This is a genomic window from Bordetella trematum, from assembly GCF_900078335.1.
Lineage (GTDB): Bacteria > Pseudomonadota > Gammaproteobacteria > Burkholderiales > Burkholderiaceae_B > Bordetella > Bordetella trematum.
In genome coordinates this window covers 303,482-317,193 of record NZ_FKBR01000019.1, presented here as the reverse complement: position 1 = coordinate 317,193, position 13,712 = coordinate 303,482, and the positions used below count along the sequence as shown (strand labels likewise).

Genomic DNA, 13,712 nt, shown 5'->3' with positions numbered 1-13,712 from the left:
GCCTCATCGCGACACCAGGCGGTTGGTCTTGGGACCGAAGCGCCACAAGGTCAACACGATCAACAACATGCTGCCGGTGATGAACGCGAATACGCCCGCGTTGCCGTATCGCGCCAGTAGATAGGAAATGACATAGGCGCAGAACACCGCCGAAAAACGGCTCCACGAATAAACAAAACCCACCGCCTGGGCGCGGATGGCGACCGGGAACAGTTCGGCCTGATAGGTGTGATAGCTGGAGGACATCCAGCCGTTGTTCAGCGTCAGCAGAAAGCCCAGCACGATCACCACGGCCGGCACGCTCTGGGCAGCAAAGGCCAGCCCCAGCACGGCGCAGAAGGTGCAGCTGAGCATGACCTGCAACTTGCGCTCGATGCGATCGGCCACCAGCATGGACAGCAGGGGCGCCAACGGCGCGGCCACGGCCATCAACAGGCTGTACTCCAGCGATTTCACGGTGGTGATGCCCTTGGAGACGAGCAGGGTCGGCACCCAGGAGGCGAAGCCGTAATAGCCCACCGTGATGCAGACATTGACCACCACCATCATCAACACCAGCCGGCGCACCCCCGGGCCGAACAGGGCCGCCCAGCGCCTGCCCTCCAATGGCGCCGGCGGTGCGCCCGCTGCATCCCGCGGCACGGCCGCGGGCGGCGGCGAACGGTCGCCATACACCTGACTTTCTAGCCGGTCCAGCACCTCGCTGGCCTCGGCATGGCGGCCCTTGCTCTCCAGCCACAGGGCGGACTCGGGCAACGCACGACGCAGCACCCAGATGAACACCGCCCCCAGGGCGCCCAGGATCACCACCCAGCGCCAGCCCTCCAGGCCCAGAAAGGCATGCGGGATCAACAGCCACGACACGGTGGCAACCACCGGCATGGCCACGAAGGAAATGGTCTGCGTCAGGGCGATGGCGCGGCCGCGATAACGGCTGGCCACCAGCTCCGAGGTATAGGTCACGATGGTGACCTGCTCCAGCCCGATCCCGACAGCCGCCAGAAAGCGCCAGACGTTGATCCACAGAGCCTCGGTCTGGAAGGCCATCACCAGGGTGCAGACGCTGTAGCCGATCAGGGCGTAGGTAAAGACCGCCTTGCGCCCGAAGCGGTCGGGCAGCCGCCCCAGCAGGCCCGCCCCGACGAACATCCCCAGAAAGAGCGCCGCCACGAAACTGGCCACCGCATGCATGTCGAAAACATTGGCGGTCTTCAGGCTATAGATGCCGTCCTTAAGCAGGGTCGGCACGATATAGGTCGTCAGGAACAGATCGTAGAGCTCGAAAAAACCGCCGAGCGCAATGATCAGCACCAGCCTCAGAACCGGGCCGCGAAACGGCAGCCGCTCCAGGCGGGCTGAGGCGTCCAGGGTAGCCATGATCTCCTCTCCTTTTCTAATAGTGTGTGCACTTTAATATAAATACACCCATAAATCCGCGTAATACCGGAATTACCCTGACAATATGTCGACACTTTAACGAGTGGGTACTATGCTCGGAAAAAGGAGGCCAGCCGTGAAAGCGCTTGAGAACAAGGAAGACATTGCCGTGCAGACCATTGTCGATGCCGTGCGCAGCGACATCATCGCCGGGCGCATCCCGGCCGACAGCGTGATCAACTCGGTTGAACTGGCCGCACGCTTCGGCACCAGCCGCACCCCCGTGCGCGAAGCGCTGCTGGTGCTGGCACATCATGGTCTGGTGATTCTGGAGACGCACAAGCGTCCGCGCGTGGCGCCCGTCTCCGTGCAGGCCATCCGTGATCTGTATGGTTTGCGCATGGCCTTGCACGCGCACCTGTCCGACATCATCGTGCACCAGGCAAGCGACGCCGACCTGGCGGATCTGCACGCCCAGGCGCAATGGCTCGCCCAACACGGCGCACAGCTCGCGCTCGAGGATCACTTGCGCGGCATCGAGCGCTACCTGGATACCGAATACCGCCTGGGCGGCAACGCGCTCATCCTGCAGGTGCTGGCATCGCTGCAATGGCGCATCGCGTGGTTCCGGCGCCTGGGCTGGCTGAGCCCGGCGCAACTGGCCGAGATGGGTCGCGACCGCCTGCGCGTCGTGGAGGCCTATCAGGAACGCGATGCCGTTCTGGCCGGCGCGCTCAATCAGGCCATGCTGCGCAAAAGCGCCCGCTATACCGAGCGCAATTTCCTGGCGCGCTAGGGCCGGCCAGGGGCAAGCCGGAGCTCAGGGCGCCGCCGGGCGCGTGGTCTGCGCCGGCAGGCGCTCCAACGTCAAGGAGCCAGGCTGGCTGGCCGACGGTCGCACGACCCGCGCCGGCTCGCCCGCGCCGCTGCCCAGTCTGGGCACGTCCTGCGGCCGGGCGGCCAGCGCTGCAAACGGCCCGCCCCCGCCCGCAGGCAGGTCATCGAGCGTCAGCGGCGCGTTCCATTGCCCCCGGGTGCGCGAGAGCACCTGATAGCGCTGCACACGCCCGGGGCTGCGCGCCACCAGATACAGGCTGTCGTCGACCCGGAGCATGGCGGGCGGCGACGCCGCCTCGGCCGGCAGCCTGGCCGCCTTCCCCTGTTCCACCAGCCACAGCGCCCCGCCCGGACGCTCCAGCACCGCCAGCATCGGCCAGCCCTGCGCGTCCGCATCGATCGCGGCCTGGCCGACATAAGGCAGGCCCAGATCCTCAGGCTCGCCCCAGCTCATGTCCAGGTCAGCGGTGTCGCCGCTTTCGAGCAACCGAGTCAGGTGGTTGTTGCCGCGCTGGCGGAAGTACAGCTCGACCTGCTGCCTGGGGTTGCGGATGGCGGGCAGGCCTCCTGCCGCTGACGGCGCCGGGATGCGCCGCCACGCCTGCCAGCCCGCCTGACCAGGCAGCTGGCGGGTGTAGAAAATCTCGCCGGCGCGGGTGCTCGCAAACACCACGTAGCGGCTATCGGCGCCCCGCGCCACGGCGGGCGTGCCAGCCGCCCGGGCCAGGACGGGCAAGGCCTGCCAAGGGCCCCAGCTGCCGTCGATCCCGGTAGGCGCCACCCAATGCAGCCGGCCGTCATATCCCAGCGCCACGGCCGCCGCCTCGCCCAGCGGCGCCACTACCGGCGTTTGCAGCACCCGCGTGCCGGCCAGGGCCTGCCAGCCTTGCCAACTGCCGTCATGGCGCTGTTTGTTGGCCCACACCCCGCCCAGCGGATCGCGCGCCATCAGCCCGGCAGTGCCGTCCGCATAGGCAAAGGACACCAGCGGCTCGCCCGTCCTGCCGCCCAGACTTTGCCAGCGATGCTGGTTGAGATCCCAGTGGTTGGCTGCGCCATTGGTTTCTCCGGTCGCAAAGACCACCAGCCCGCCACGTCCGTCGGCATACAGCTGCGGCGCAATGTCCTGCCGCGACACGTAATAGGCACGCTGCACCCAGGCAGCCGCCGGCCCGGCCGGCTCGCGACAGCCGCTGGGGCCGGCGCAATAGTGGTAGTCGTTCCAGGCGTAATGCTGAAAGACCAGCGACTTGCCGGCCATCTCTGCCTCGCCCAGGTTGCTGGCGCGCTCCTGGCTGGGGTAATCGATATAGCCCATCTCGGCATAATTGCCCGGCGCCTGGCGCATGGCTTCGCGCACCAGGCGCGCGCTGGCGATATGGTCGGGATGACCATGGCCGGCGCATCGCCAGCACAACTGGGTATAGGGCACGCTGATGGTGTCATCCAGATGACGCACCGTGCTCGGATGGTACTGCTGTATCAGTCCGGCCAGCGCCCGGACCAGGCCGTCGCGCGTATACGTCTCGCGCTGGGAGCCAAGCGTGTCGACATCCTGCCCGGCCTCGGATTCGGCACGGCTCAGTGGCGTCAGGCTGCCCCAGCCCGGCCCCAGCCAGGGATCCTTCAGACGCATATGCCACAGCTCCACGCGGGGATTGCCGCGCAACACGAAACGGGTGATGCGGCGCTCCTGGACCAGGCCGATACCCTCGTCCCAGATATCGGGCTGGCGCGCCATGAAAGCATAGGCCTGGCGCACGCCCCGCTCCCGCCCCAGCATATATGCCTCGCCCTCGCCGGCGTCGCTGGCCGTCAGGTAGACCACCCGGACACAACCGCCGGCCTCGATGTTGGCGTTGACATCCGGATTCATGAACAGCAGGTCATCATCCAGATGCGCCACGAACACCAGATCGCGGATGCCATGGCAGTCGGGCGCGCCGGCCTGCGCGATGGCGCCGGCCAGCATCGCGCACACGCAAAACAGCGCCCTGGCCAAGGGGCGCAACAAGGACGGGAGAAAGCGCATGGTTCAAGGCCGCGGACGGAACGTCCCGGCGCGGAAAAGCGACGAAAAAGTATAACGCCGCCCGCCAACCGGGCCGGCGGCGGATGCAGGGTCAGGGTGCAGCAGCCGCAGTCCCGGACGCCGACGGCAGCCGCAGAGCGACGGGCAGTCTGAAACGGATCGCCTTGACTCCGGGCAGACACTGCATGCGCTCGCCGATACCGAAGGCGATCCGGTCGACCGAGGCCACGCCGGAAGTCTGCCGCACATGCAACTGCGGCAGCGTGGCCGCATCGGTGCCCATCTGGAACTCCAGCAGGGTGTCACCCTCTTCTGACAGGCGGCGTGGAGGCGGGGGATCGGGCAGGATGCAGTCCATCGTCCCCTCGTTGCGATAACGGCGCGCTTCGCCGGAAGCGACCATCTGCTCCAAAAGCGCCCAGCGCCGGCGCAGCCACTCAACCTCGGCCTTGCCCGCCTGTTGCTGCGCCTGGCGGATGCGCGTCAGCCACAGCTCGCTGGCGGCTTTCGCCATGCCTGCCGGCAAGCTGCCGTCCGGGCCGGCCTCGCCCTCCAGGACGGCAATCGCCTGCCCGATCTGCTGGTTGCGCTCGTAGAGCGCCGCCAGCAGGTGGACGGCGCGCGCGCGCTGCGCGGCCGGCAAGCCCGGATAGGTCAGGCCCTGCGCCAGCGCCGCGCGGGCCGCCATCGGGTCGCCGGCGAGATTCTCGGCATGCCCGAGCCGCAGATACCGTTCGCCCAGCTCAGGCGAGCCGGACGGATGGATAGACCGCGCCCGCGCCAGGTCGTGGCGCAGCGCGGACGGGCTCTCCATCAGGGCGCCCAGTTCGATCTGCAGGTCGAGCGCTTGCGCCTTGCCTTCGGCGCTGGCGGCCAGCACGGCCACGGCCTGCTGACACACCGGCCTGACGTTGTCGAAATCATGCGCCGCCATGAGGGCATGACATTGCGCCACCACGCTCTCCCCGGCAACGTGATCGGCCGGGCTGCGTGGCTTGGCCTGCACACTGGCGGGCATCGGCAAAGCCATGCCGGCGATCAGCAGGCAACGGAACAACATCATCGAAGGGGTCATGGTCCGAGAGGGCGGGCGTGACGCCGGGCAGCGTCCCGGCAGTGAGCCGCATTCTATCCCCAGCCGCCCGCATGCATTAAGCTTGCCTTCATCTCCTCCCCCTATCGTCGCGACATGCGCATCCTCTTGGCCGAAGACGACGTCTCGCTGGGCGAGTCCATCGAAGCCTGGCTCACCCTGGACGGCTATACCGTGGACCGCGTCACCCGCGGCGACCTGGCCCAGACCGCCCTGGATACCCACGACTACCAATGCCTGCTGCTCGATCGCGGCCTGCCCGGACTGAGCGGCGATGCGCTGCTGCGCACGCTGCGGGCCCGCCGGGCGGCCCTGCCGGTCATCTTCATCACCGCGCGCGACGCGGTACGCGACCGCATCGAAGGCCTGGACCTGGGCGCCGACGACTATCTGGTCAAACCCTTCGATCTGGAAGAACTGTCAGCCCGCATCCGCGCCGCCCTGCGTCGCCATGACGGCCAGCCCGAACCGGTGCTGCGCCATGGCGCGCTGATGCTCGACCCGGCCGCCAAGCACGTGACCTTCCACGACCAGGCGGTCGATCTCACCGCGCACGAATTCGCCTTGCTGCATGCGCTTATGCGCCGTCCCGGCGGCGTGCTGTCGCGCGCCCAGCTCGAAGACGCGCTCTACGGCTGGGGCGACGAAGTCGAAAGCAACACCATCGAAGTCCACATCTACCACCTGCGCCGCAAGCTCGCCCCCGGCGTCATCAAGACCATTCGACGCCAGGGCTACCGGCTGGCGGATTGACATGCCCACCTCTGCTCACCGCTCGCGCCCCAAAAGCTATTCGCTGCGCAACCGCCTCATCTGGACCACGCTGGGCTCCAGCATCGCCGTCGGCCTGATCAGCACCGCCATCGTGCTGGCGCTGGCCTGGAAAGAGGTCAACGATACGTTCGACGACCTCCTCGAAGAAGGCGCCCGCCTGGTGCTGGCGCTCGGCGAGGGCGCCACCGGCCAGGATCCGCAGGCCGACCCGCGTGCGTCCTCCTCGGCGCTGCGCCTGGACTACCAGATCCTGTCGCCCGACGGCCGCATCCTCGCCCGCGGACACGACGCTCCGCGCAAACCCTTCGTGTCCGAAGGCGCGCGCCACGACCGTTTCTACGATGTGAGCGTCAAGGGCGAACGCTGGCGCGTCTACGTGCGCGTGCACGACAAGCTGGGCTTTTCGGTGCAGATCGGCCAGGAATGGGAAGACCGCAACGACCTCATCTTCGACACGCTGGGATCGCTCGCCTGGCCCCTGGCCGGGCTGTGGCTGCTGCTGGCCCTGGTCAATGGCTGGCTGGTGCACCGGCTGGTGGCGCCCCTGGGCCGCATGGCGAGCCATCTTCAGGCGCGCTCTGCCGGCGATCTCTCCCCGCTTGCCTACGACGGCCGCGCCCGCGAGATCCAGACCGTGGTCTCGGCGCTGAACCAGTTGCTGGATCGCGTCACGCATACCCTGGAGGGCGAGCGGCGCTTCACCGCCGACGCCGCGCACGAACTGCGTACGCCCCTGGCGGCGCTGGCCTCGCGCATCCAGTTGCTGCAACGCAGCCTGCCGCCCGAATGCGCCCAGGCTGCCGCCCCCCATCTGCGCCGCCTGCGCAGCGACGTGGCGCGCAGCACCGCCCTGGTCCACAGCTTGCTGCAACTGGCCCGCCTGGACCCGCAGTCGGCCGAGGCGCTGCTGACCGACCGCATCGACGTGGCCGAGCTGATGCGCGAAGCCATGCGGGCCTATGCCGCCGACGCCGAGGCCCGGGGCGTGACCATCACCCTCGATTGCCGGGTCGACAGCATGGTGGGCAACCGCGAGGCCCTGCTGACCGCGCTGCGCAATCTGCTGCACAACGCCATTGTCTATGGCCGTGCGGCCGGCCGGGTGGAACTGTCCGCCACCCGCCAGGGCGAGGCCATCGTGCTGGCCGTCAGGGACGACGGCGACGGCGTGGCGCCGCCCGACCTCGAACGCCTGGGGCAGCGCTTCTTCCGCGTGCTGGGCAACGAGGCGCCGGGCAGCGGCCTGGGTCTGTCCATCGTGGCGCGTGTGGCCGAGCTGCATCGCGGCGCCCTGCAGTTCACCTGCGGCCTGGATGGCCTGGGCCTGGGCGCACAACTGATCCTGCCCGGCCAGCCCGAAGCCGGACCCTGACTTCAGACTCCCTTCATCTTCACCCGCTGTAATGACGCCGTGTTCAACCTGATGCGCCTCGCGGCGCAAGGAGCCCCACCATGACCCGCTTCATTTCACGCATGACCCGCCAACGCACCCTGCTCGGGGCCGCCGCCTTGAGCGCCACCCTGCTGGCCGCAGGCGCGCAAGCCCAGGCCCCCTCCTACACCGGGCCGAGCCAGGCCCCCAGCAGCGCCCAACAGGGTTACGCCGGCCCCAGCAGCGTGCCGGTCATGACCGTGCAGGAAGTGCTGAAGAACGGCCGTGACGACCAGAAGGCCATTCTGCGCGGACGCATCGTCTCTCACGATGGCGGCAAGCACTACACCTTCGATGACGGCACCGGCCGCATCCGTGCCGACATCGACGCCAAGCGCTTCCCCACCGGGGTCGCCATCGACGACAAAACCCAGGTCGAACTGCAGGGCGAAATCGATCGCGACCGCAACGGCGTCGAATTCGATGTCGACACCGTGCGCGTGATGTAACCCCCGGGCGGCGGCGTGACGCCGCCGCCGCGCCGCGCTAGAGCTCGTCCTTGCGCTTGAGGAAGGCCATGAAGCGGCCCAGGGTCGTCGCCTGCACCAGCAGGCTGAAGATCACCACCACATAGGTGATGCCCACGATCATGTCGCGCCCTTCCATCGTCATCGGCAACGACAGGGCCAGTGCAATCGAGATGCCCCCGCGCAGCCCGCCCCAGGTCATGATCTCGACCGTATGCGGACTGGTGCGCTTGCGGAAGTTGTGCAGCACGAAGAACGGAATCCCCACGCTGACCGCGCGCGCCACCAGCACCACCGGCACCGTCAGCAGGCCGACCCAGATCACGCCCCAATCCATCGTCAGGGCGATCACCTCCAGACCGATCAGCCCGAACAACACCAGGTTGAGCAACTCGTCGAGCAGCTCCCAGAAAGAAAACAGATGCTCCTGCGTCTTGGTGGACATCGACTGACGGCCCAGGTTGCCGATCACCAGTCCCATCACCACGACCGCCAGCGGCGCCGACACATGCAGCTGCTCGGCCAGGCTGAAGCCGGCCGTCGCCAACGACAGCGTGATCAGGATCTCGACCGCATAGCTGTCGAGCTGGCGCAGCATCAGCGTCGCCAGATACCCGGCGATCAAACCCAGCACGCCGGCCCCGATGACCTCGGTCGCCAGCGACAGTGCGATGGCCTCGGCACTCAGCGTAGCCGTCCCCATGGCCAGCCCCAGCAGCGTCATGAACGCCACCACGGCGGTGCCGTCGTTGAACAGCGCCTCGCCCGCGATCTTGGACTCCAGCACCGGATTGACCTTGGCCTTCTTCAGCACGCTCAGCACCGCAATCGGGTCGGTCGGCGAAATCAAGGCCCCGAACATCAGGCACACCAGCAGACTGATCGGCATCCCGATGGCCGCCAGCAGGTAATACAGGCCCGCCCCCACGGCCGCAGTGGAAATCAGCACCCCCACCGTGGCCAACAGGAAAATCGAGACCCGCTGCTCCTTCAGGCGGCTCAGGTCCACGTGCAGCGCGCCGGCGAACAGCAGCAGGCTCAGCAGGCCATGGAACACCACATCGGTGAAATCGATCTGCTGGATAAGCGCCCGCGCGCCCTCGGTCATGCCCGGATTCGTGACCCCGATCGCAGTCACGATGGCCGACAACGCCAGCCCCACCGCCGTGATGCCCAAGGTATCCGGCAGCTTGATCCACTTGTAATTGATGAAGCCGCACAGCGCGACGATCGTAAATAAAACCCCGATACCCTGGAATACGGTCATGGTGTGACTGAAGATGATGTTGGAAAGCAGCGCCGCACCGTCCTGCCGCCCCACGCGACAGCCCCCCGGACGCTCTGACCGCCAACTGTAGCAGGGCTGCCCCGTCGGCGGCGTACGTCTTTCGGAAGCCTTGCCCCCTCGCCCCGGGGCGCGCTCAGCCCGCCAGGCCGGCCAGGAAATCACGGATGCGGTCTGCCGTGGCCTCGGGCTGGTCCAGGCCGGGCAAGTGTGCGGCCTGGGGCAGGCACTGCCCGCGGACCTGGGGCAGACGCCGCGCCAGCAACTCGGTGCGCGCCTGGATGTGCGGGAAGTCCAAGGCGCCCCACAGCGCCAGCGCGGGACATTGCAGCGTCTCCAGACGCGCGAAGGCATCGGTGGCATCCGTGCTGGCGCCCGGTGCGGGCAAGGCCAGCGCCTGCGCGTTCATTGTTTCAAACAAGCCTCGGGCAGCCCCGGCGACCCGGCCTTCGGCGGCCAGCGGGCCGTCCAGCCAGAGCCGCGCGCGCAGCCGTATAAGCCGCTGCGCATCGCCTGAGGCGGCCGCCTCGGCCTGCTGCTGCAGGAGGTCCAGGCCTGGCGCGCCGGGCTCGGGCGCAGGCGCCCCGTCAATGGTCGCCGAAGCCAGCACCAGCGCGTGGACGCGCTGGGGATGCATCAACGCGGCATCGAGGGCGATTCTGGCGCCCTGCGAGCACCCCACCAGCACCGCCGGCTGCGCGCCACAGGTCGCATCCAGTACGGCCATCAGATCGGCCACCGCCGAGTGCGCCTGAAGCGCCGCGCGACTCTGGCCGAAGCCGCGCCGGTCATAGGCAATCACCTGATGCGCCGCCGCCAGACGCTCAAAGGGCGTCTGCCACATGCGGCGGTCCGCGACATTGGCATGCAGAAACACCACCGGCAGACCATGGCCTGCGGTCTCCAGGGCGAGACGGGCCTGGCCGCTGACAACGTGATGGACTCTGGACACGACAGGCCTCCCCTGAGCAGACAAGGCCTCAGTATCGCTCAGCCCGCAACTTGCCGCCGTCCACTACTCGCCGTGCGTGACCAGGATGATGCGCGACACCAGTTCGGCGGTGTTCTTGGCATTGAGCTTTCGCATCAGGCGTCCGCGATGCACCTCGACCGTGCGATAGGAAATCCCCAGTTCGGCGGCGGTTTCCTTGCAGGTCAGGCCGTTGACGATGAAGCCGGCGATCTCCTGTTCGCGCGGCGTGAGCGTGGCGGTCTTGCTGGGACGGTGCTGGATGCGCTCGAAATTCCAGATCATCAGTGCAAACGGATCCTGAGGCGTGAGCGTCACCCCGCGCGCCCGGGCCCAGAAGATCTCCTTGCTGCGGTGCTGCATGAAGCGCTCGTCTTCGTAGGTGGTGTTGTGCCGCAGCGCATTGAGGCAGCGCTCGCCGATCTCGTAGTAGTCGGCGCTGCAGGGATAGAGCTTCAGGATGAGCTCGCCGGTGAGCTCATCCACGGCATAGCCGAACAGCGAGGCAAACGCCTTGTTGCAGCGCAGGATGCTGCGGTGTTCGGTCATGATCTGCGGCGAGGGCGATTCGCGGAAGGCAAGTTCTTCGAGTTGTGTGTTCATGATATGCGTAGAACTACGTACATGAGTACGTGGGTGCACTTATAGACGTACGTATTCCTAGTGACGATCATATGCCAAAAGAACCTATCCGAGGAGGAGCAAATGCACACACAACCGGTTTCGCTGGTCGGCAGCGGCCATACCAAGTTCGGGCGCCTGGACGCCCTCAGCCTGGAAGACCTGATCGTCAGCGCGGCGCGCGAAGCGCTCGATGACGCCGGCCTGCCCGCCAGCGATGTCGACGCGGTGTTTCTCGGCCACTTCAATTCCGGCATGGTGAGCGATGGCTTTGCCTCCTCGCTGATCCACCAGGCTTCGCCCGAGCTGCGCTTCACGCCGGCCACGCGCTGCGAGAACGCCTGCGCCTCTGGCGCGGCTGCGCTGGCGGCCGGCGTGGCCGCGATCCAGTCCGGCCAGGCCGAGGTCGTGCTGGTGGTGGGCGCCGAAAAAATGACCCACAACAGCACCGCCGACGTCACCCGCGCATTGGCGGGCGCCGGCTACCAGAACGACGCAGCCGAGGCTGCCCTGAGCTTTCCGCAGGTTTTCGGCCTGGCCGCCCAGGAGTACACCCGCCGCTACCAGGATCCCCTGCCCGCCATGGCCGCCATCGCCGCCAAGAACCACGCCAACGCCCTGCGCAACCCGCTGGCGCAGATGCAGCGTGCGCTGGACGTCGAGGCCTGCAACACCGTTTCCGAACGCAACCCGCTGATCGCCCCGCCGCTGCGCCTGACCGACTGCTCGCTGGTCTCCGATGGCGCGGCCGCCGTGATCCTCACCAGCGCGGCCCGCGCGCGCGAGTTCCAACGCGAGGTGGTTCTGCGCAGCCTGGCCCATGTCAGCGACTTCCTGCCCATGTCCAAGCGCGATTTTCTGGCCTTTGAAGGCCCGCGCCTGGCCATTGCGCGCGCGCTCGAACACGCCGGCATCGGCCTGCAGGACCTGGACTTCGCCGAGGTGCACGATTGCTTCACTATCGCCGAACTGCTCATCTATGAAGCCATGGGCCTGGCCCCCGCCGGCCAGGGCCACCGGGCGCTCGAGGCCGGCACCGTGATGCGCGGCGGCGCACTGCCGGTCAACCTGTCGGGCGGCCTGAAGGCCAAGGGCCACCCCGTCGGCGCCACCGGCGTATCCATGCACGCGCTGTCATTCCGCCAGCTCACGGGCCGCGCCGGCGACATGCAGATCGAGCAGGCCCCGACCTTCGGCCTGGTATTCAACATGGGCGGCGCGGCCGTGGCCAACTACGCCTCCGTACTCGAGGCCAAGCGAGCCTAAGATGAACGTCGCCAACTGGCTCCACGCGCGGGCCCTGCAGACCCCCACCGCGCCGGCCCTGTTCCAGGGCGTGCGCTGCCAAGCCGATTACCATCAGTTCGCCTGCGCCGCGGCGGCGCTGGGCGCCGCCCTGCGCGATGATTACGGCGTGCAGCCGGGCGGACGCATCGCGCTCTACATGCCCAACCGCATCGAATACCTGACCGCCATGTACGCGGCCTGGTGGATAGGCGCGGTGGTGGTGCCCATCAACTACAAACTGCACGCCAAGGAGGCAGCCTGGATCGCGCGCGACGCGCAGGCCTGCCTCATCCTTACCGACGGCGCCGAGCCGCTGGACCGCGAGCTGTTGCCGCCCGACTGCCGCGAGCTGGGCGTCGATAGCGCGCCCTTTGCCCGCGCCACCCAGGCCGGCGGCGTCCTGAGCGCCCCCTGTCTTGCCGAGACCGGCCAGCTGGCCTGGCTGTTCTATACCTCGGGCACGACCGGGCGTCCCAAGGGCGTCATGCTCAGCCACGGCAACCTGGCCGCCATGACGCTGTGCTACCCCTACGACGTGGACAGCGTCAGCGAACGCGACGCCTGGATCTACGCCGCCCCCATGTCGCACGGCGCCGGCCTCTACAACCTCATTGCCGTGCGCAGCGGCGCGCGCCACGTGGTGCCGCTGTCGCGCGGCTTCGACAGCGCCGAGATCTTCCAGCTGGCGCGCGAGCTCGACAACGTCTGCCTGTTCGCCGCCCCCACCATGGTCAAGCGCATGGTGCGCGAGGCCCCGCCCCGGGTCACCGGCCTGCGCACCGTGATTTGCGGCGGCGCCCCCATGTATGCGGCCGACATGATCCAGGCCCTGGACGCGCTGGGCCCGGTCATCGCGCAGATCTACGGCCAGGGGGAAAGCCCCATGACCATCACGGCCATGCGCAAGGAGGCCATTGCCGATCGCAGCCATCCCCGCTGGGAGGCCCGCATCGCCTCGGTGGGCAGCGCGCAATCCTGCATGGACCTGCGCGTGGTGGATGCCGGCTTCAATGACCTGCCCGCCGGCCAGTGCGGCGAGGTGGTCGCGCGCGGGCCGGCCGTGATGCACGGTTACTGGGGCAATCCCCAGGCCTCCGGGCAGACCCTGGTCAACGGCTGGCTGCGCACCGGCGACATCGGCTTTCTGAGCGAAGACGGCTTTCTCACCCTCACGGACCGCTCCAAGGACGTGATCATTTCCGGCGGCAGCAACATCTATCCGCGCGAAGTCGAAGAGGTCGTGGCCAGCCACCCCGGTGTCTTCGAGGTCGCGGTGGTAGGCGCGCCGCACCCTGAGTGGGGCGAAGAAGTGGTCGCCTTCGTGGTGCCGCGCAACGACGCCCAGGCGCTGGATGCCGGCCTGCTGGAAGCCTGGTGCCGGGCCGAAATGGCGTCATTCAAAAAACCACGGCGCTATGTGTTCTGCGCCGACCTTCCCAAGAACAGCTACGGAAAGATACTCAAGACCGAACTGCGCGCGCGCGCGGCTGCCGCTGCCGGCAACTGAACACGCGCAACGCCGGGCGCCTTCGGCCCC

12 protein-coding genes are annotated in these 13,712 nt (G+C 67.8%); 6 read left to right on the top strand and 6 right to left on the bottom strand.

Annotated features, from left to right (window positions below; genetic code table 11):
• Positions 1 to 3: 3 nt before the first annotated feature.
• Positions 4 to 1,377, bottom strand: a complete 1,374-nt coding sequence (locus tag A7V84_RS10160; RefSeq protein ID WP_025512976.1) for an MFS transporter — start codon at positions 1,375 to 1,377, stop codon at positions 4 to 6.
• 136 nt (positions 1,378 to 1,513) lie between these two features.
• Here A7V84_RS10160 and A7V84_RS10155 point away from each other — a divergent pair, with 136 nt between their 5' ends.
• Positions 1,514 to 2,173 carry a GntR family transcriptional regulator gene (locus tag A7V84_RS10155; protein ID WP_025512977.1) on the top strand — a complete coding sequence of 220 codons (660 nt, stop codon included), beginning with the start codon at positions 1,514 to 1,516 and terminating at the stop codon, positions 2,171 to 2,173.
• Between the two features lie 24 nt (positions 2,174 to 2,197).
• On the opposite strand, the gene A7V84_RS10150 is transcribed toward A7V84_RS10155, so the two are convergent.
• Both A7V84_RS10150 and A7V84_RS10145 read right to left on the bottom strand, forming a co-directional pair.
• Positions 2,198 to 4,246 (bottom strand): PIG-L family deacetylase, encoded by a 2,049-nt coding sequence (locus A7V84_RS10150; protein ID WP_063939992.1) that lies wholly within the window; start codon positions 4,244 to 4,246, stop codon positions 2,198 to 2,200.
• Between the two features lie 91 nt (positions 4,247 to 4,337).
• Positions 4,338 to 5,309 (bottom strand): hypothetical protein, encoded by a 972-nt coding sequence (locus tag A7V84_RS10145; protein WP_063491855.1) that lies wholly within the window; start codon positions 5,307 to 5,309, stop codon positions 4,338 to 4,340.
• 126 nt (positions 5,310 to 5,435) lie between these two features.
• On the opposite strand from A7V84_RS10145, the gene A7V84_RS10140 reads away from it, so the two are divergent.
• The 3 genes from A7V84_RS10140 (at position 5,436) to A7V84_RS10130 (ending at position 7,994) form a co-directional block, all read left to right on the top strand.
• Entirely contained in the window at positions 5,436 to 6,092 is a 657-nt protein-coding gene (locus A7V84_RS10140; RefSeq protein ID WP_025512980.1) for a response regulator transcription factor, read from the top strand.
• Position 6,093: 1 nt separating this feature from the next.
• Entirely contained in the window at positions 6,094 to 7,485 is a 1,392-nt protein-coding gene (locus A7V84_RS10135) for an ATP-binding protein (protein WP_063491854.1), read from the top strand.
• 80 nt (positions 7,486 to 7,565) lie between these two features.
• Positions 7,566 to 7,994 (top strand): YgiW/YdeI family stress tolerance OB fold protein, encoded by a 429-nt coding sequence (locus A7V84_RS10130; protein WP_063491853.1) that lies wholly within the window; start codon positions 7,566 to 7,568, stop codon positions 7,992 to 7,994.
• A gap of 37 nt (positions 7,995 to 8,031) precedes the next feature.
• Here the strand turns inward: A7V84_RS10130 and A7V84_RS10125 are convergent, their stop codons facing one another.
• From A7V84_RS10125 to A7V84_RS10115, 3 genes are all read right to left on the bottom strand, one after another.
• Positions 8,032 to 9,279 carry a cation:proton antiporter gene (locus A7V84_RS10125; protein WP_025512983.1) on the bottom strand — a complete coding sequence of 416 codons (1,248 nt, stop codon included), beginning with the start codon at positions 9,277 to 9,279 and terminating at the stop codon, positions 8,032 to 8,034.
• Between the two features lie 154 nt (positions 9,280 to 9,433).
• On the bottom strand, positions 9,434 to 10,249 hold the full coding sequence (locus tag A7V84_RS10120; RefSeq protein ID WP_063491852.1) for an alpha/beta fold hydrolase: 816 nt from the start codon (positions 10,247 to 10,249) through the stop codon (positions 9,434 to 9,436).
• A 63-nt stretch (positions 10,250 to 10,312) separates the two neighbouring features.
• Positions 10,313 to 10,870 (bottom strand): LuxR family transcriptional regulator, encoded by a 558-nt coding sequence (locus A7V84_RS10115; protein WP_033535460.1) that lies wholly within the window; start codon positions 10,868 to 10,870, stop codon positions 10,313 to 10,315.
• Between the two features lie 102 nt (positions 10,871 to 10,972).
• Here A7V84_RS10115 and A7V84_RS10110 point away from each other — a divergent pair, with 102 nt between their 5' ends.
• Together A7V84_RS10110 and A7V84_RS10105 are read left to right on the top strand one after the other, a co-directional pair.
• On the top strand, positions 10,973 to 12,154 hold the full coding sequence (locus A7V84_RS10110; RefSeq protein WP_033535461.1) for an acetyl-CoA acetyltransferase: 1,182 nt from the start codon (positions 10,973 to 10,975) through the stop codon (positions 12,152 to 12,154).
• Between the two features lies 1 nt (position 12,155).
• Positions 12,156 to 13,682 carry a class I adenylate-forming enzyme family protein gene (locus A7V84_RS10105; RefSeq protein ID WP_063491851.1) on the top strand — a complete coding sequence of 509 codons (1,527 nt, stop codon included), beginning with the start codon at positions 12,156 to 12,158 and terminating at the stop codon, positions 13,680 to 13,682.
• The last annotated feature ends 30 nt before the right edge of the window (positions 13,683 to 13,712 follow it).

Excerpts from the sequence above, each read along its gene's own strand:
- A7V84_RS10130 (WP_063491853.1), top strand. The coding sequence starts at position 7,566 with ATGACCCGCTTCATTTCACGCATGACCCGCCAACGCACCCTGCTCGGG.
- A7V84_RS10150 (WP_063939992.1), bottom strand. The coding sequence starts at position 4,246 with ATGCGCTTTCTCCCGTCCTTGTTGCGCCCCTTGGCCAGGGCGCTGTTT.
- A7V84_RS10135 (WP_063491854.1), top strand. The coding sequence starts at position 6,094 with ATGCCCACCTCTGCTCACCGCTCGCGCCCCAAAAGCTATTCGCTGCGC.
- A7V84_RS10110 (WP_033535461.1), top strand. The coding sequence starts at position 10,973 with ATGCACACACAACCGGTTTCGCTGGTCGGCAGCGGCCATACCAAGTTC.
- A7V84_RS10105 (WP_063491851.1), top strand. The coding sequence starts at position 12,156 with ATGAACGTCGCCAACTGGCTCCACGCGCGGGCCCTGCAGACCCCCACC.
- A7V84_RS10140 (WP_025512980.1), top strand. The coding sequence starts at position 5,436 with ATGCGCATCCTCTTGGCCGAAGACGACGTCTCGCTGGGCGAGTCCATC.
- A7V84_RS10125 (WP_025512983.1), bottom strand. The coding sequence starts at position 9,279 with ATGACCGTATTCCAGGGTATCGGGGTTTTATTTACGATCGTCGCGCTG.
- A7V84_RS10115 (WP_033535460.1), bottom strand. The coding sequence starts at position 10,870 with ATGAACACACAACTCGAAGAACTTGCCTTCCGCGAATCGCCCTCGCCG.
- A7V84_RS10160 (WP_025512976.1), bottom strand. The coding sequence starts at position 1,377 with ATGGCTACCCTGGACGCCTCAGCCCGCCTGGAGCGGCTGCCGTTTCGC.
- A7V84_RS10145 (WP_063491855.1), bottom strand. The coding sequence starts at position 5,309 with ATGATGTTGTTCCGTTGCCTGCTGATCGCCGGCATGGCTTTGCCGATG.